We start from the raw sequence: 17,384 nt of genomic DNA, 5'->3' as shown, positions 1-17,384 counted from the left end.
GACCCCGGATCAGCCGGTCGCGGCCAGCCGGCGGGCCGGCCACGCGCCCGCGCCAACCATCGCGCCCATCAGCCAGAACACGCCGGCCGCACCGAATGCCGCGCCGGCCATGCCGAAGCCGAGCGGCATCAGCGCGCTGGACAGGTTGATGGTCATCGAGCGCAGCGCGATCGCCTCGCCGTGGCGCGCCTGCGGCGTGATCTGGTGCAGCGTGGACATGATCATCGGCTGCACCGTGCCGAGTGCAAGGCCCAGCACCACCGCGCAGGCGCCCATCGCCAGCGCCGCGTGCGCCAGCGGATAGACGGCGAACACGGCAGCCGTCAGCAGCATCGCGCCGGCCAGCACCGCGCCCTCGCGCAGCCGGTGAGCGAGCAGCGGAATCACCAGCCGCACACCGGCCACCGCGAGCGCGAAGGCGCCGAGGATCAGTCCGATCGCCGACGCGCTGAGCCCGCGCTCGTGGCCCAGCACCGGCACCACGAAGCTGTGCACGTCCCAGCTGCTCGACAGCAGCCAGTTCACCAGCAGCAGCCGGCGCATCGGGGGCGCCGTCAGCAACTCCCAGGAAGCACGGTGGCTGCGCGGCGCACCGGCGGGAGCCGCTGCGGGCACCTCGCGCGGCACCCGGCGCGACCACAACAGGCTCGCGAGCGGCAGCAGGGCCAGCACCGCGAAGGCGGCACCGAAGCCGGCCGCGTCGATCACCACACCGGCGATCACCGGGCCGACCACATTGCTCAGCGCCGGCGCCAGGCCGAGCCAGCTGAACACGCGCTTCAGTCCGGTCGGGTCGCTCACCAGCCGGCCGGCCGTGCGCTGGATCGCGATCAGGCCGAAGTTCGCGCCACCACCACACAACATCGCGGCGGCACACAGCACCGCGTAGTGCCAGCCGACCGGCAGCAGCGTCGCCAGCACGGCCAGCAAGGCGCCGCCGAAGGCGAGCGCCACGGCCCAGCGCAGCGGGCGGTGGTAGCCGTGACGGTCGGCCATGCGGCCCGCCGGCAACGCGAGCACGATCGGCGCGACCGCGAACAGGGCCAGCAGCCCGCCGACCGCTGCTGCGCTGTGGCCTTCGTGCAGCGCGAGCAGTGGCGCGGCCATGCGCAGGCCGGTCATCGCGGCGTGCAGGCAGAGCTGGCCGCCGATCAGCGGCAGCAACCGCAGCGCCAGCGCCTTCGCGCCCTGAGCCGCCGGCGCGTCCTCAGCCACGGTGGTCGCGCGGGACGGGTTCTCGCTCCTCGTCTTCCACGGTCTCGAGGCCCCCCGGCAGCAGCGCCTGAGCCCGCGTCTCGTCCAGGGCCTCGACCGTCTTCAGCTTGCGCTGCATCACGTTCGTGCGGGTCTGGGCCGCATCGATGGTGTTGCTGGCCTCCTCGAGTTTCTTCTTCGTCTTGGCCAGCACCTCGCCGAACTTCGCGAACTCCTGCTTCACTGCGCCCAGCACTTCCCAGACCTCGGCCGATCGCTTCTCGAGCGCCAGCGTTCGAAAGCCCATCTGCAGGCTGGTCAGCGTGGCCAGCAGCGTGGTGGGGCCGGCCAGCGTCACGCGGTGCTCGCGCTGCAAAGCCTCCACCAGCCCGGGCCGGCGCAGCGCCTCGGCGTACAGGCCCTCGGTGGGGACGAACAGGATCGCGAACTCGGTGGTGTGCGGCGCGGCGACGTACTTCTCGCGGATGGTGCGCGCCTCCAACCGCAGGCGCTGCTCGATCGCCCGCGCCGCCGCCTCGGCCGCCGGTGCGTCGGCGCGCTCCTGCGCATCGAGCAGGCGCTCGTAGTCCTCACGCGGGAACTTGGCGTCGACCGGCAGCCAGGTCGGCAGGCCATCGTCGCGCCGCCCCGGGAACTTGACCGCGAATTCGACGCGCGCGCCGCTCCCAGGCACCGTCTCGACGTTGACGCCGTACTGCTCGGGCGTGAACACCTGCTCCAGCAGGCCGGCGAGCTGCACCTCGCCGAACACGCCGCGCGTCTTGACGTTGGTCAGCACGCGGTTGAGCGAGCCCACGTCACGCGCCAGCCCCTGCATCTCGCCCAGGCCGCGGTGCACCTGCTCCAGCCGGTCGGCCACCTGCTTGAAGCTCTCTCCGAGACGCTGCTCCAGCGTGGCGTGCAGCTTCTCGTCCACCGTCTGACGCATCTGCTCAAGCTTCTTCTCGTTGTCAGCCTGCAGCGCCGTCAACCGCGCCTCGACCGCTTGGCGGACCTCGAGCAGTCGTCGTTCGTTGGCCTCGGACAGCGCGCGCAGCTGCTCGGCCTGGCTGTCGCCGAAGCGCTTGAGCGCGCCGTCCTGCGCCTCGCGCGCCGCCAGCGCCGACTGGGTGAGCGCGCCAGTGCTGCCGCGCAGCGTGTCCGACAGTGCCTGCTGCGTGGCCGCGAGCTGGGTGCGGAAGGAGTCGATCTGCTCGTTCTGCGTGCGCGCGACGTCGCTGCTCTGGTTCAGCAGCGTCTGCTGAAACAGGCCGAGCGAGGCGGTCAGTTCCTGGCGCGTGCCGCGCGCGCTCTCCTGCACCTCGCCGCGCAGTTCACGCTCCAGACGCTCGGCGTCGCCACGGACGGTCTGCTGCAGCCGCTCGCCGAGCCCGCGCAACGGCGCATCGTCGGGCCGACGCAACGCCAGCCACAGCAGCAACACGAGATTGAGCGCCAGCAGCGCGAGGACCAGGAGGGGCGACCAGTCGGGCAGTTGCATCGTGCCGTGATTGTGTCAGCCCGTCCCGGCCTCGCGACCGGTCATGAACTCAGCGCACCGTCAGCATGCGGCGCAGCGTGTTGTCGCGCAGCCGGTAGTGATGGAACAGCGCGGCGCCCGCGTGCAGCGCGATCACGCCGTAGGCGATGCGCCCCACGTCGCCGTGCCAGCCACGCAGCCACTTGCCCAGGTCCTTGTTCTCGGAAGCGAGCGGTGGTAACTCGATGCCGAAGAACGGCACCGGGTCGCCGCGCAGGCTCAGCATCACCCAGCCGACCAGCGGCATGCCGACCATGAAGGCGTACAGCAGCAGGTGCACCGCGTGCGCGGCCAGCCGCTGCGCGCGCGGCGGCGCCGGCACGATGGGCGGCGTGCCGCCGCGCCATCGCCCCCACAGGCGCACCAGCACCAGGCCCATCACCGTCAGGCCGATCGAGAAATGCGCATGGCGCAGGAACTCGCGCAGCGGCGTGCCGCGCTCGAACAGCACGCGCAGCTCGATGCACAGGTAGGCCAGCGCGATCAGCGCCAGCATCAGCCAGTGCATCGTGACGGACAGCCGCCCATAGGCAGCCGGCGCAGCGTCAGGACGCATGGGCCGCGACTCAGAAGCTGAAACGCGCGCCGGCGTAGAGCTGGCGCGGCACACCGGCGAAGGCCCCATTGACCCGGCTAACGAGATAGCGCTTGTCGGTCAGGTTGGTGGCGCTCAGGTACAGCGTCACGCCCTGCGGCTTCAGGCGGTAGTTGAACGAGGCGTTGAGCGTCGTGTAGCTCGGGATCACGCCCGACTGTCCATCCGCCGCCGGCGCCCGCGTGTTGAGCGCATCGGTGTACTGCTCGCTCACGTGCGTGAGGCCGATGCGCGCATCCCAGGTCGAGCCGTGCTCGTAGCCGAGCCCGGCCGACAGCAGGTGCCGCGGCGCGTAGGGCAGGCGCTTGCCACGGGCATTGGCGAACACCGTGGTCTCGTCCTCGCCGGGCGCGAAGTCGGGCGTCAGCAGATCGCTGTCGAACCGGGCGGTGAACAGGCTCGTGTAGCTCAGTGTCAGGTAGGGGTTGTGGGGCCGGCCCTGAAGGCGGCCGAAGTCGATGCGTGAACCGAACTCGACGCCGCGGTTGAGGGTGCGACCGGCATTCGCGAAGGTCTGCCCCAGGCCGACCGCGTAGCCCGGCAGGATCTGGTTCTTGAAGTCGATCTGGAACAGCGTGGCCTCCAGCTGCACGCCCTGCCGCGGACGATGGCGCATTCCGAGCTCGATGTTGGTGCTGAGCTCCGGGTCGACCTTCTGCAGGTCGGCGTCGCCGGGTGGCAGGTTGGCATCGGGCCGAGGCGGCGCGATGCCGCGGTGGATGCCGGCGAACAGCGTGGTGTTGGCGAGGCCGAAGTAGGTCAGCCCGAAACCGGGCAGCAGCTCGTTGTTGCGTTGCGATGTCTCGATGCCGGGCGTGACCGGCGCGAACTCGTCCTGCGTGATGCGGTTCTTCTGACGGTAGCTCTCGTAGCGCACGCCGGGCGTGAACGACCAGTCACCGGCGTAGAAGGTGTTCTGAACGTAGGCGGCGACGGCGTCTGTCTCGATGTCGAATTCGTCGCGCAGCCCGGTGCCGGGCGAGTGCTCGCGCGCGGTGGGTGTCGCGCCGTTGTAGCGCTTGCGGTTCACCTTCTCGTGGTGCAGCCGCACCCCGGCGACCAGCTCGCTGCGCAGGCCGAAGGCGCCATGCTGCATCTCGAGGCGCGGTTCGATGCCGTAGAACTCGTAGCGACGCGGACGCATCTGGTTACCGCACAGGCTCGCGAACTGCTCGAAGCCATTCGGCACCGTGTAGTCGATGTCCTCCGGACAGCCGGCAACGAGGCCCGCACCGTCAGCCCCGACCTCGTCGAAGCGCAGGCCCTCGCGCTCCTTCTCGGCTTCCACGCCGTCCGCTTCGGCCTCGACGATCGCGTCGAGCTGGCGGTACGAGGCGCGATCGGTCTTCTGGTAGTAGACCTGGGTCGCGAGCCGCGTGGTGTCGGAGAAGTTGAAGCTGTGCACGGCCTGGAAGGCGGTGCGCTCGAGCTCGAAGACATCGTTGCGGAAGGCGTTCTGGTACGGGTCGGCGTCGTAGCGGGCCTGGTCGAGGCCGGCTTCGCCGAACTTCGAATCCTCCTCGTAGTAGCCGAACTTCAGACGCAGCGACTGCTTGTCGCCCAGGTCGAACTCGGTCTTCAGCGACGCGTCGCGGATGCGGTGGAAGCTGCCGTCGCGGCTGCCGTTGCCTCGGCGCAGTGCCGCCTCGGCGAGCCAGCCGCCCCAGTCGCCGCCGCTGCCGACCGCGCCGGCGGCACGGCTGAAATTGCGGTCACCGACCGCCAGGTCCACTTCGCCGCCGAAGCTGCGCCGCACCGGCTTGGTCACGAAGTTGATCACGCCACCCACCGTCTGCGGTCCGTGGACGATCTGGCCCGAGCCCTTGATCACCTCGACCCGCTCCACACGCTCCAGCGGCGTGTGGTAGTGGGCCGTAGGGTCACTGTAGGGCGCCAGGTGGATGGGCATGCCGTCCTCCAGCAGCAGCGTGCGGCTGGTACGGCGCGGGTCCAGCCCGCGGATGCCGATGTTCAGATTCAGCCCGAAGGCGTCCTCGCCGACCACGTGCAGGCCGGGCACGGCCTGCAGCGCCTCGCGGACCGAATAAGGCCGCTCGGCCTCGAGCTGCCGGGCGCCGACCACCGCGCTCGATCCCGGCACGGCTTCCAGCCGATCCGGCAGTGTGCCCGTCACGGTCACGCTCGGCAGGGCCGAGATCGCGCGTCGGTCGGGCGCGATTTCCTGCGCCGAACCGAACGAGGACAGACAGGCCAGCGCCACGCCGGGCGCGAACCGGCTCGAGGTTTTCTTGGAGGGGGTCATCGTCGAATCCGTGAAAGTCAGAATGAGGAAAGACGCGCTCTCAGGCGCGTCCATCATTCAAACTGACAACAAGCTGTCGACGACCGGGAAAAGCTCCCGCTCTATTTGCGGGAAAACGCCGAGACGGCCTCGCACGAGGCATTCCGATCAGCGCGGCGCCAACACCTCCGGGTTCACCGGCGTCGGCGGACGACCAGCCTGCGGCCCGCAGCCCAGCGCCGCGATCAGGTTGTCGACCGCCAGGCTCGCCATCGCGCGGCGCGTGGCGACGGAGGCGCTGGCGATGTGCGGCGTGAGCACGACGTTGGGCAGTTCCAGCAATGCCGGGTTCAGCTTCGGTTCGCCCTCGAACACGTCGAGCCCGGCCGCGGCGATGCGGCGCGCCTTCAGAGCCTCGGCGAGCGCCGCGTCGTCCACCACGCCGCCGCGCGCGATGTTGGTGAGCGTGGCGGTCGGCTTCATGTGCGTCAGCTCGACTGCGCCGATCGCATGGTGCGAAGCCGCCGAGTACGGCAGCACCAGCACCAGGTGATCGGACTCGCGCAGCAGCGTGGCCTTGTCGACGTAGCGCGCGTTCAGGGCGGACTCGATCTCCGGCGCCAGCCGCGAACGGTTGTGATAGATCACCGGCATGCCGAAACCCAGCGCGCCGCGCCGTGCGATCGCCTGGCCGATGCGGCCCATGCCGAGGATGCCGAGCGTGGCGCCATGCACGTCGGAGCCGACGAGCTGGTCGTAGTGCCACTTCGTCCATTCGCCGCGCCGCAGGTAGTGTTCCGATTCCGCGATGCGCCGCGCAGCGGCCATCATCAGCGCGAAGCCGAAGTCAGCGGTGGTCTCGGTCAGCACGTCGGGCGTGTTGGTGACGATGACGCCGCGCGCCGTGCAGGCGGCCACGTCGATGTTGTTGTAGCCGACCGCCATGTTGCAGACCGCACGCAGCTGCGGGCAGGCCGCCAGCACCTCGGCGTCGATGCGCTCGCTGCCGGTGGTGAACGCGCCGGCCTTGCCTTGCAGGCGCGCAATCAGCTGTGCCTTGTCGAGCACCGTGTCGCTCGGGTTGTCCTCGACCTCGAAGTGCGCGCGCAGGCGATCGACGATGTCGGGGAAGGCGGCACGCGCCACCAGGACCTTGTCCATGCGTTCTTGCTCCTAGAGAAACCAGATGAAGGTCATCACCGCGAACAGCGGCAGCAGGATGCCGCAGCTCCAGACCATGTAGCCGAAGAAGCTGGGCATCCGGAGCCCGCGGTCCTCGGCGATCGCCTTGACCATGAGGTTGGGCGCGTTTCCGATGTAGCTGTTCGCGCCCATGAAGACCGCGCCGGCCGAGATGGCCGCCAGCACCGGCGCCAGCGTCGTCATCAGCACCTGCGGGTCGCCGCCGGCGAGGTTGAAGAACACCAGGTAGGTCGGCGCGTTGTCGAGGAAACTCGACAGCAGCCCCGACGCCCAGAAGTACATCGCCGGGATCGGCTGTCCGTCGGGCGCGGTGACGAGCCCGACGATCGACGCGAACACGCCCGCCGGGCCGGCCTTCAGCATCGCCAGCACCGGCGCGATGGTCAGGAAGATGCCGGCGAACAGCTTGCCCACCTCGAGCATCGGCGCCCAGTTGAACTGGTTGCTGTCGTGCACGCCGCGCGGCGTGAGCTTCAGTGACAGCAGCGTCACGCCGACCAGCGCCACGTCGCGCACCAGTTGCGGCAGGCCGACCGGGGTGCCGAAGACCGCGAATTCGATGCCCGGCTGCCAGGTGCCGCTCATCAGCACCAGTGCGACCACCACGCCCAGCAGCAGCAGATTGACCTTGCCCTCGATCGCGAAGCCCGGCGTGTCGGGCGTCGGGTCGACCGGGCACACACCTTCCTTCACGTAGTAGTGGCGGTCGATCACATAGAAGATGGCCAGCAGCGCACCGACCAGGAACAGCGTCTCGGGAAAGATGTGCTTCACCGTCCAGAAGAAGTCCACCCCCTTCAGGAAGCCGAGGAACAGCGGCGGGTCGCCCAGCGGCGTCAGCGAACCGCCTGCGTTCGAGACGATGAAGATGAAGAAGATGACGACATGCGCCGCATGCCGGCGGTTGTCGTTGGCGCGGATCAGCGGTCGGATCAGCAGCATCGACGCCCCGGTGGTGCCCATGAAGCTCGCCAGCACCGCGCCGATCGCCATCAGCACCACGTTGAAGCCCGGGCTGCCGTGGAAGTTCCCGCGGATGTGGATGCCACCGGCCACCGTGAACAGCGCGGTCAGCAGGATGATGAACGGGATGTATTCCGCCAGCGCCGCATGGACCAATGCCGCAGCGGCGGCGCCGGCGCCGAACAGCGCGCCGAACGGCAGCATGAAGGCCGCCGCCCAGCCGAGTGCGACCTTGCCGTAGTGGTGGTGCCAGAAGGCGGGCACCAGCAGCGGCATCAGGGCGATGGACAGCAGGATGCCTGCGAACGGGACCGCCCAGACCACGCCGAGGGCACTGCCGTCGATCTCGGCCGCCCCCGCGACGGTGGGCAGGCAACCGACCAACGCCAGCAGAATGAAATGCCATCGCGCGGCGCGGCGGGGGTGGAGTGCGACGGTCAGCATTGATATATCAGTTGTCAGGAAGTTGTGAGCATACGCTGCGCGACGTGGGCGGCCGCCAGATCCCAGGCGGCATGGCCGACGGTCTTGAACACCGGCGCAGCGCCACCTTCCGGCCGGGCATCGAGATGGTCGACGAGTTCGGTGACGCCGGACCAGACCACTGCCGCCTGGATCAGGTCGCCGGCTTCGTGGCGTGCGCCGTCGAGCGCATCGACGACGACGCGGCGCGCCCGCAGCAGCGCTGGCGGCAACTCGGCCATTTGCGGCGTGAAAGCCCCGACGCCGACCACCAGCAGGCCGGCGGGCTGTTGGTCCGGCAAGACCGGCCGCAGGCTCGTGGTCAGTGTCACGACGGCCTGCGCTGTACGGAGGGCGTCGGCAAGATGGCCATGTGCCGTGAGCTCGACGCTGCCCAGTTCGGCCGCCAGCCGCTCAGCGAACGCGTCGGCCTGCGCCGTCGTCCGGCCCACGACATGCAGCGCCCTCACCTCGCCCAGTTCAGCCAGCACGCGCGCGTGCGCCAGCGCCTGCGCGCCGGTGCCCAGCAAGGCCACCGACCGGACCGGCGCGGTCGAGAGTACGCGCAGGCCGAGCGCCGTGACGGCGGCGGTGCGGCGCGCGGTGAGCGTCGGGGCGTCCAGCAGCATCAGCGGCCGGCCGTCGCGTGCGTCGGCCACCAGCACCTGCCCCTGGATCGTCGGCAGGCCGTGCGCGGCCCGGCCCGGATGGACGGTGAGCGACTTCGTGAGAGCCAGGTGCTCGTCGGCGGCCGGCATGACCAGGTAGCGGCCACCCTCCGGCAGCGGCAGGACGCCGCGCTCGGGTGCTGCCAGCCGCCCCGCCCGCCGGGCGCGCATGGCATCGGCGACGGCATCGACCAGCGGAGCCGCCGGCAGCAGCGCCGCAGTGGCCTCGGCGTCGAACACCGGCAGGACCGCCGTCGACCGCCCGGTCATGCGGCCCTCCTTCGCCGTCGCGTCCCCGTCACTGCAGCGCTTCCAGCGCCTGTCGCAGCGCCGCCGGCAAGTCGACCGGGCGGCGCGTCGCGCGGTCCACGTAGACATGCACGAAGTGGCCGTGCGCGGCGCTCGTCACGTCGCCGTGGGCGAACAGCCCGACCTCATAGCGCACGCTGGAGCGGCCCAGGCTCGCGACGCGCAGTCCGGCCTCGATCGGCTGCGGGAAGGCCAGCGGCGCGAAGTAGCGGCATTGCGTCTCGACCACCAGGCCGATCACCGGCCCGGCGTGAATGTCCAGCACCCCGGCGTCGATCAGGTAGCCGTTCACCGCCGTATCGAAGTAGCTGTAGTAGACGACGTTGTTGACGTGGCCGTAGACGTCGTTGTCCATCCAGCGCGTGGCGATGGCGCGGAAGCAGCGGAAGTCGCCGCGCGGTCGCGGTGCAGGTCGGTCGGGAGGCGGCGGGGTCTCGGACATGCGATCCATTATCGGAGGCCGGCGGCGGCCGTCCCGTCCGCAGTGACCACCGCCCGTGCCCGCCAGGCCGACCAGCCGGCAAGCGCCTCGCGGTAGCTCGCCAGCTGGACCGTCACGGTGTCGTCGATGTTCACGCCGTAGCCGCCCCCCATCGTCATGACCACCGGGATGCCGCGCTCGGCGCAGGCGGCGAACACGCGCCGGTCCCGCTCGGCCAGCCCCGCCGCGCTGAGCCGCAGGCGGCCCAGCCGGTCGCCTTCGTGCGGATCGGCGCCGGCCAGGTAGAACACCAGGCCGGGCGGCGCGTCGCTGTGCCGCGCCCACAAGGTGGCGAGCGCTCCGTCCAGCGCCGCCAGATAAGCCGCATCGCGGCAGCCATCGGGCAGTTCGACGTCGAGGTCGCTCGCCTCCTTGCGGAAGGGAAAGTTCTTCTCGCCGTGCAGCGAGAGCGTGAAGACGGTCGGGTCGTCGCGGAAGATCGCCGCGGTGCCGTTGCCCTGGTGCACGTCGAGGTCGATCACGGCGACCCGCAGCAACGTGCGCCGCGCCCGGTGCCACTCGGCCTGCATCAGCCGTGCGGCCACGGCAATGTCGTTGAAGACGCAATAGCCCGATCCCTTGTCGGCCGACGCGTGGTGGGTGCCGCCCGCCAGATTGGCCGCCACGCCCTCGTCCAGCGCGCGGCGCGCGGCAGCGATCGTCGCCCCCACCGAGCGGCGAGAGCGCTCGACCATCGCCTCCGACCAGGGAAAACCGATCTCTCGCTGCTGCGTGGCGCTCAGCGTGCCGTCCAGCACCGCGTTCACCCACGCCGGCTCGTGCGCCAGCGCGAGCTCGCCGTCGCTGGCAGCCGGCGCCTCGACCAGCCGCAACGCCGGCAGTTCGGCGGCCAGCCGGTCCCGCAGCATCCGGTACTTCGCCATCGGGAAACGATGGCCCGCCGGCAGCGGCAGGACGTAGTGGTCGCTGTAGTAGGCGTGCATGGGAGCGCGGATTGTGTCGCGCGTTCTGCACGGCCGCCCGCACGCCTGTCCCGAGGCCCTTCTAGGGGTCGGCAACTAAATTGCTGCAACGCAACAAAAAAGACTTGAAAGCGGCGGCTGCACTCGTATACTTCATCCTATGCTGCAGTGCACCAAACGTTGCAGCCCCACTGACCCGCAACCTCTGGAGACCTCCACATGCTGACCGCCGAACAAATCATCGCTGCACACAAGGCCAACCTCGAGACCCTGTTCGGTCTCACCAACAAGGCCTTCGAAGGCGTCGAGAAGCTCGTCGAGCTGAACCTGCAAGTCGCGAAGTCCGGCCTCGGTGAAGTCGCCGAGCACGCCAAGGCCACCCTGTCGGCCAAGGACGCGCAAGAACTGCTGGCGCTGCAAGCCAACCTGCTGCAGCCCGCCGCCGAAAAGGCCGCAGCCTACAGCCGCCACCTGTACGACATCGCCTCGGGCACCAACGCCGAAGTGAGCAAGATCGCCGAAGGCAAGATCAGCGAAGCGCAAAAGAGCTTCCTGGCCGTGGTCGACACCGCGATCAAGAACGCCCCGGCCGGCACCGAGAATGCCGCCGCGCTGGTGAAGTCGGCCGTCGCCGCTGCCAACAACGCGCTCGAGAGCGTGACGAAGGCCGCCAAGCAAGCCCAGGACGTGGCCGAAGCCAACTTCCAGGCGCTGAACACCAACGCCGTCAAGGCCACCGCTGCCGCCACCAAGGCGCGCCGCTGATCTGACTGGGCCGGGTGGCGCGTCCGCCCGGCAGACGCCACTTTCTTTGCGTGGCGTATTGAACTTGTGAGACTGCCCTCCATCTGATGGGTGTGAGACGCCGCGCTGCCCGTGGCGTCTGACCGTTAGGTTGTCTCCTCGGTACCCTTGCGAACATCGGTTCCAGGTACCTTTCGGCCCGGACTTGCTCCGGGCCGTTTTTATTGGTGCGGCAACTTTCCTTCGTCGCGTCAGCGGTGCGTCTTGGCCGCGATGCGGGTGCGCAGATCGGCCAGCGTCGTCAGCGCGGCCTCGCGTCCGGCCAGCACCGACAGCCGGCGGGCACCGAAATCGGCACCGGACACGCCCTGCAGCTTGGGGCGCATCACGACGTCCGCCTCGCGCAACTGGTACTGGCCAAGATTGCGGCCCATGATCGCAAAGGTCTGCAGCAACATCTTGAGGGCGTCGCCGGTCGGCTGGCCCTCGGTGGCTGCAGAGATGTCCACCGCGATGACCAGTTCGGCCCCCATCTGCCGGGCGAACTGCACCGGCACCGGCGCGACCAGGCCGCCATCGACGTATTCGCGGGCACCGATCCGGACCGGCTGGAACACCGCCGGCACCGCGCTCGACGCCCGCACCGCGACACCCGGGTCGCCGCGCTGGAACAGGATGGCTTCGCCGCTTGCCAGATCGGTGGCGACGATGCCGAGCGGCAGCTTCATGGCCTCGATCTGCCGGCCGTCGGTGTGCTCGCGCACGTAGCGCGCCAAGCCCTCACCGCGCAGCAGGCCGCGCCCCGGATACATCCAGTCGGTCAAGGCCGATTCGTCCATGCTCTCGGCCAGCGCGCCGAGTTCGGCGCCGCTGTGGCCGGCCGCCCACAGGGCCGCCACCAAGCTGCCGGCCGAGGTACCGACCACGAGGTCGGGCCGGATCCCCTGCTCCTCCAGCACCTGGATCACGCCGATGTGGGCGAAGCCGCGGGCGGCGCCGCCGCCCAGCGCGAGGCCGATGCGCGGCGGCCGGAGCGGCGGCAACGGCGCAGCCGCCACTGGCGGCGCGGGAGCCGTGGCGGGCGGCGCCGTCGTCGAGCAGCTGGCCAACGCCAGCAACCCGCCCGCGCCGGCAAGCAGGCAGCGCCGCCGGTGCGAGACAGGAAAGTTGTCAGACATCAAAACGGCTCGACCCAAGATTCTTTATTCCTCTGGCGGATAAGCAACTCATTTATCTGTTGTTCGCATTTGCTCATGCGGTCCCTACAGTTCGACACTGCGGCATTTTTGCGGCGGCGCAACAGGCATACATGGACTTCATCGCGGTGTTGATCGGTTTCGGCGTAGGCGCCATTGTCGGCATGACCGGCGTCGGCGGCGGCTCGCTGATGACACCGCTGATGCTGGGCGTGTTCGGGCTGCCGCCGGCAGTGGCCATCGGGACCGATCTCTGGTTCGCCGGGCTGACCAAGATCTCGGGCTCCATCGCCCATTGGCGGCAGCAGCACATCGACCACGACATCCTGAAGCAGTTGCTGATGGGCAGCATCCCGGCGGCGCTGGCGACGATCGCCCTGATGCACGCGACCGGCGTCACCAAGGCCTGGGCCAGCGCCCTGACGCTGGCGCTCGGCATCGCCCTGCTCATCACCGCGGTCACGGTGGCCTACCGGCAGGCCTGGCATGCGGTCGGCCTGAAGCTGGAGCGCTGGCTGCCGCAGGAGCGCAAGGCGGCCTGGACGGTGGCCTCGGGCGTCGTGCTGGGCGTGCTGGTCTCGCTGAGCTCGATCGGCGCCGGCGCGATCGGCGCCACCCTGATCCTGCTGCTGCACCCCCGGATCGAGACCCGCCGACTGGTCGGCACCGACATTGCCCACGCGGTGCCGCTGACGCTGGTCGCCGGCATCGGACACGCCACGCTGGGCCATGTGGACTGGCTCCTGCTGGTCACGCTGCTGGTCGGCTCGATCCCCGGCATCTGGATCGGTGCCCAGCTGACCCGCCAGCTGCCCGACCGGCTGGTTCGCGGCTTTCTCTGCACCGCGCTGGTCGCCGCCGGCGTGAAGGTCATTTACTGAACCACGATGGTTTGACAGACGAACGATGTACCAATACACCCCCTTCGACCGCGCCTTCGTGCACCAGCGCGCAGCGCAGTTTCGCGACCAGCTCGAGCGCAACCGCGCCGGCACGCTGGGTGACGACGAGTTCCGCCCCCTGCGCCTGCAGAACGGCTGGTACATCCAGCGCCATGCGCCGATGCTGCGCGTGGCGGTCCCCTACGGCGAACTCAGCAGCCGCCAGCTGCGCCAGCTGGCGCGCATTGCCCGCGAGTTCGACCGTGGCTATGCGCACTTCACCACGCGCCAGAACGTCCAGTACAACTGGATCCCGCTCGACCGGAGCGCCGACGTGATGGACCTGCTGGCCGACGTCGACATGCACGGCATCCAGACCAGCGGCAACTGCATCCGCAACACCACCAGCGATGCGCTGGCCGGCGTGGCACCGGACGAGATCGTCGACCCGCGGCCCTACTGCGAGATCCTGCGGCAGTGGACCACGCTGCACCCGGAGTTCGCCTTCCTGCCGCGCAAGTTCAAGATCGCCGTCACCGGCGCCACCGAGGATCGCGCCGCCACCGCCTGGCACGACATCGGCCTGCACCTGCACAAGAACGACGCCGGCGAGGTGGGCTTCCGCGTGCTGGTCGGCGGCGGCATGGGGCGCACGCCGATCCCCGGCGTGGTGATCCGCGAGTTCCTGCCCTGGCACCAGATCCTCGTCTTCATCGAGGCGATCGTGCGCGTCTACAACCGCTACGGCCGGCGCGACAACATGTACAAGGCGCGCATCAAGATCCTGGTCAAAGCCGAGGGCGAGCGCTTCATCGAACAGGTGGGCAAGGAGTTCGAGGCCATCCTGAGCCGCGACGTCGATGGCGACGCGCAACTGATCCCTGAGTCCGAGCTGGACCGCGTGTCCGCCTGCTTCGTGCTGCCCGAGGGCGTCGTCGCCCACGCGAGCGCCGGGGACGGTGCCCCGGCCGATGCCCCCGTGGCCTACCGCAAGTGGCTGGAGCGCAACGTGCACGGCCACCGGCTCGCCGGCTATCGCGCGGTCACGCTGTCCGTCAAGCGCGCCGGCCAGGCGCCCGGCGACGCCACCGACACGCAGCTCGACCTGGCCGCCGACCTGGCCGACCGCTACTCGCACGGCGAGACGCGGGTCACGCACGACCAGAACCTGTTGTTGCCCTGGGTGCGCGAGGAAGACCTGTACGCGCTGTGGCGGGCTGCGCGCGACGCCGCCTACGCCACGCCCAACATCGGGCTGCTGAGCGACATGATCGCCTGCCCCGGCGGCGACTTCTGCGGCCTGGCCAACGCGCGCTCGATCCCGGTGGCCGAGCAGATCACCGAGCGCTTTGCCGACATCGACGAGCTCTACGACATCGGCGACATCGACCTGCACATCAGCGGCTGCATCAACTCCTGCGGCCACCACCACAGCGGCCACATCGGCATCCTCGGCGTCGACAAGGACGGCGCCGAGTGGTACCAGGTCACGCTGGGCGGCTCCGACGGCTCGGCCTTGAGTGGCGGCCTGGCCTCGGCGGTGCCGGGCAAGGTGATCGGCCCGTCGTTCGCGGCCGATGAGGTGGCCGACGCCGTTGAGGCGGTGATCGAGACCTACCGCGGCCAGCGCGCCGCGAACGAGCGCTTCATCGACACCGTGCGGCGCGTCGGCCTCGAGCCCTTCAAGACCGCCGCCAACGCGGTGCGCCGCAGCACGGCGAAGGTGGCCGCATGAAATTCATCGACATCCATCGCGACGCATGGCGCACCGTCGGCGGCGAGGACGGCCCGATGGTCACCATCACGCCCGCCCCCCAGCGCCTGCTGACGCTGACCCAATGGCACGGCGTGCGCAGCCAGTGGCCAGCCGACCTGCCGCTCGGCGTGATCCTGCCGAACGACGCCGACGTCGAGGCACTGGAAGGCGACCTGCCCCGCCTCGCGCTGGTGGCGCTGCAGTTCCCGAAGTGGGTGGACGGCCGTGCCTACACGCAGGCCCGCCTGCTGCGCTCGCGCTATCGCTTCACCGGCGAGGTGCGTGCCACCGGCGACGTGCTGGTGGACATGATGCCGCTGCTGGCCCGCACCGGCTTCGATGCCGTGGCGCTGCGCGGCGACCAGTCGGTCGAGGTGGCCGAGCGCGCGCTCGGCTTCTTCCGCGGCCATTACCAGGGCGACGCGCGCGACAACCACCCGCTGTTCGCGCTGCCGCCGGCCGCCGTCGAGGCCCTCGTCGCCGAACCGGTGCGGGAGTTCGTCGGCCAGGGAGCGGCGATATGAGCGCGATCGCGCTGTATGCGCGAGCCTCCGAAGGCTTCGAGGCGCGCGTCGCGCAAGCCGTGGAGCGGCTGCGTGACGCGGCAGTTGAGCATGCCGGACGCATCGTGCAGGCCACCAGCCTCGGCGCGGAAGACATGGTGATCACCGACCTGATCGCGCGCCACGCGCTGCCGATCGCGATCGGCACGCTCGAGACCGGCAAGCTGCACGCCGAGACCAGCGCGCTGATCGACCGCATCGAGCAGCACTACGGCCTGGCGGTCGAGGTCTACCGCCCGAAGAACGAGGCGGTGATCGAGTTCGTGCGCACCAACGGCGAGGAGGCCATGTACCGGAGCCTCGCATTGCGCAAGGGCTGCTGCGGCATCCGCAAGCTCGAGCCGCTGTCGCGCATGCTGGCCGAGCGCGGTGCCTGGATCACCGGCCTGCGCCGCGAGCAGTCCGACGCGCGCGGCGAGGTGCCGTTCCGCGACCACGACGACGCCGGCCGGCTGAAGCTCAACGCGCTGGCCGACTGGAGCTGGGCCGACGTGTGGCACTACATCGAACGCCACCAGGTGCCCTACAACCCGCTGCACGACCAGTTCATGCCCAGCATCGGCTGCGCACCCTGCACCCGTGCGATCGCGGTGGGCGAACCCTTCCGCGCGGGCCGCTGGTGGTGGGAGGACGAGACCGCCAAGGAATGCGGCCTGCACGTCCACCAGGAAGCGGCCGTCGTCTCCGCGATCGGAGCTCCCCAATGAATGCGTCTCTCGACATGAACCAGTTGTTGCCCGAAATCGACCATCGTCATCTCGACGCGCTCGAAGAGGAAGCCATCTTCATCCTGCGCGAGGTGGCCGGCGCCTTCGAGCGCCCGGCCCTGCTGTTCTCGAGCGGCAAGGACTCCTGCGTCGTGCTGCGCCTGGCCGAGAAGGCCTTCAAGATGCGCAGGCAGGGTAATGAGTTCGAGGGCCGCCTGCCCTTCCCGCTGCTGCACGTCGACACCGGGCACAACTTCCCCGAAGTCATCGAATTCCGCGACCGCCGCATCGCCGAGATGGGCGAGCGCCTGGTCGTCGGCCACCTCGAGGACTCCATCCAGCGCGGCACGATCCGGCTGTCGCACCCGCTGGAGTCGCGCAACGGCCACCAGACCGTGACGCTGCTCGAGGCGATCGAGGAGCACCGCTTCGACTGCCTGATCGGCGGCGCCCGCCGCGACGAGGAGAAGGCGCGCGCCAAGGAACGCATCTTCAGCCACCGCGACAGCTTCGGCCAATGGCAGCCGAAGGAGCAGCGTCCGGAGCTCTGGAGCCTGTTCAACACGCGCATCAAGCCCGGCGAGCATTTCCGCGCCTTCCCGATCAGCAACTGGACCGAACTCGACGTGTGGCTCTACATCGCCCGCGAGAACATCCCGCTGCCGAACCTGTACTTCGCACACCAGCGTCAGGTGATCCGCCGCAAGGGGCTGCTGGTTCCACTGACCGACGTGACGCCGCCCGAGGCCGGCGAGACCGTGGAGGAAGCGCTGGTGCGCTTCCGCACCGTCGGCGACATGACCTGCACCTGCCCGGTCGAGAGCCCGGCCGCGAACGCCGCCGAGATCGTGGCCGAAACGCTGACGGTCACCATCAGCGAGCGCGGCGCGACCCGCATGGACGACCGCACCTCGGACGCTTCGATGGAGCGGCGCAAGAAGGAAGGCTATTTCTGAA

General features: G+C 69.7%; 16 protein-coding genes. 6 read left to right on the top strand and 10 right to left on the bottom strand.

Annotation, left to right across the window (positions count from 1 at the left end):
- Positions 1-9: 9 nt before the first annotated feature.
- The 9 genes from MPE_RS07640 to MPE_RS07600 all read right to left on the bottom strand — a co-directional run bounded on the left by MPE_RS07640 (position 10) and on the right by MPE_RS07600 (position 10,601).
- Positions 10-1,215, bottom strand: coding sequence for an MFS transporter (locus MPE_RS07640; RefSeq protein WP_011829114.1), 1,206 nt, complete (start codon positions 1,213-1,215; stop codon positions 10-12).
- Positions 1,208-2,695: a DNA recombination protein RmuC gene (locus MPE_RS07635; RefSeq protein ID WP_011829113.1), complete on the bottom strand. Its 1,488-nt coding sequence runs from the start codon at positions 2,693-2,695 to the stop codon at positions 1,208-1,210. The genes MPE_RS07640 and MPE_RS07635 overlap by 8 nt, the downstream gene beginning before the upstream one ends.
- 49 nt (positions 2,696-2,744) lie before the next feature.
- Positions 2,745-3,290, bottom strand: coding sequence for a cytochrome b (locus MPE_RS07630; RefSeq protein ID WP_011829112.1), 546 nt, complete (start codon positions 3,288-3,290; stop codon positions 2,745-2,747).
- A 10-nt stretch (positions 3,291-3,300) separates the two neighbouring features.
- Positions 3,301-5,592: a TonB-dependent receptor family protein gene (locus tag MPE_RS07625; RefSeq protein ID WP_202796709.1), complete on the bottom strand. Its 2,292-nt coding sequence runs from the start codon at positions 5,590-5,592 to the stop codon at positions 3,301-3,303.
- Positions 5,593-5,739: 147 nt separating this feature from the next.
- Positions 5,740-6,732 (bottom strand): 2-hydroxyacid dehydrogenase, encoded by a 993-nt coding sequence (locus tag MPE_RS07620; protein ID WP_011829110.1) that lies wholly within the window; start codon positions 6,730-6,732, stop codon positions 5,740-5,742.
- 12 nt (positions 6,733-6,744) lie between these two features.
- Positions 6,745-8,181, bottom strand: coding sequence for a sodium:proton antiporter (locus tag MPE_RS07615; RefSeq protein ID WP_011829109.1), 1,437 nt, complete (start codon positions 8,179-8,181; stop codon positions 6,745-6,747).
- A 14-nt stretch (positions 8,182-8,195) separates the two neighbouring features.
- Positions 8,196-9,137, bottom strand: a complete 942-nt coding sequence (locus MPE_RS07610; protein ID WP_011829108.1) for a delta(1)-pyrroline-2-carboxylate reductase family protein — start codon at positions 9,135-9,137, stop codon at positions 8,196-8,198.
- A 28-nt stretch (positions 9,138-9,165) separates the two neighbouring features.
- Complete coding sequence (locus MPE_RS07605; RefSeq protein WP_011829107.1) at positions 9,166-9,627, bottom strand: acyl-CoA thioesterase; 462 nt, start codon at positions 9,625-9,627, stop codon at positions 9,166-9,168.
- Entirely contained in the window at positions 9,627-10,601 is a 975-nt protein-coding gene (locus tag MPE_RS07600) for a histone deacetylase family protein (RefSeq protein ID WP_011829106.1), read from the bottom strand. Before MPE_RS07600 ends, MPE_RS07605 begins: the two co-directional genes overlap by 1 nt.
- Positions 10,602-10,799: 198 nt before the next feature.
- Here MPE_RS07600 and phaP point away from each other — a divergent pair, with 198 nt between their 5' ends.
- Complete coding sequence (gene phaP, locus MPE_RS07595) at positions 10,800-11,345, top strand: TIGR01841 family phasin (RefSeq protein ID WP_011829105.1); 546 nt, start codon at positions 10,800-10,802, stop codon at positions 11,343-11,345.
- Between the two features lie 230 nt (positions 11,346-11,575).
- On the opposite strand, the gene MPE_RS07590 is transcribed toward phaP, so the two are convergent.
- Positions 11,576-12,502, bottom strand: coding sequence for a patatin-like phospholipase family protein (locus MPE_RS07590; protein ID WP_011829104.1), 927 nt, complete (start codon positions 12,500-12,502; stop codon positions 11,576-11,578).
- Between the two features lie 131 nt (positions 12,503-12,633).
- Here MPE_RS07590 and MPE_RS07585 point away from each other — a divergent pair, with 131 nt between their 5' ends.
- The 5 genes from MPE_RS07585 to cysD are packed head-to-tail and all read left to right on the top strand — an operon-like array spanning position 12,634 to position 17,383.
- Positions 12,634-13,401, top strand: a complete 768-nt coding sequence (locus tag MPE_RS07585; protein ID WP_011829103.1) for a sulfite exporter TauE/SafE family protein — start codon at positions 12,634-12,636, stop codon at positions 13,399-13,401.
- Between the two features lie 25 nt (positions 13,402-13,426).
- A complete protein-coding gene (locus tag MPE_RS07580) occupies positions 13,427-15,136 on the top strand; it encodes a nitrite/sulfite reductase (protein ID WP_011829102.1) in 1,710 nt (569 codons plus the stop codon).
- Positions 15,133-15,681: a DUF934 domain-containing protein gene (locus MPE_RS07575; protein ID WP_011829101.1), complete on the top strand. Its 549-nt coding sequence runs from the start codon at positions 15,133-15,135 to the stop codon at positions 15,679-15,681. Before MPE_RS07580 ends, MPE_RS07575 begins: the two co-directional genes overlap by 4 nt.
- A complete protein-coding gene (locus MPE_RS07570; protein WP_011829100.1) occupies positions 15,678-16,427 on the top strand; it encodes a phosphoadenylyl-sulfate reductase in 750 nt (249 codons plus the stop codon). Before MPE_RS07575 ends, MPE_RS07570 begins: the two co-directional genes overlap by 4 nt.
- A complete protein-coding gene (gene cysD, locus MPE_RS07565; RefSeq protein ID WP_011829099.1) occupies positions 16,424-17,383 on the top strand; it encodes a sulfate adenylyltransferase subunit CysD in 960 nt (319 codons plus the stop codon). The genes MPE_RS07570 and cysD overlap by 4 nt, the downstream gene beginning before the upstream one ends.
- Position 17,384 lies beyond the last annotated feature (1 nt).

This window comes from Methylibium petroleiphilum PM1 (genome assembly GCF_000015725.1).
In the GTDB taxonomy this organism is placed as follows: domain Bacteria; phylum Pseudomonadota; class Gammaproteobacteria; order Burkholderiales; family Burkholderiaceae_C; genus Methylibium; species Methylibium petroleiphilum.
Note: the sequence above shows the minus strand (reverse complement) of the source record. Positions and strands in the feature narration are given on the sequence as shown.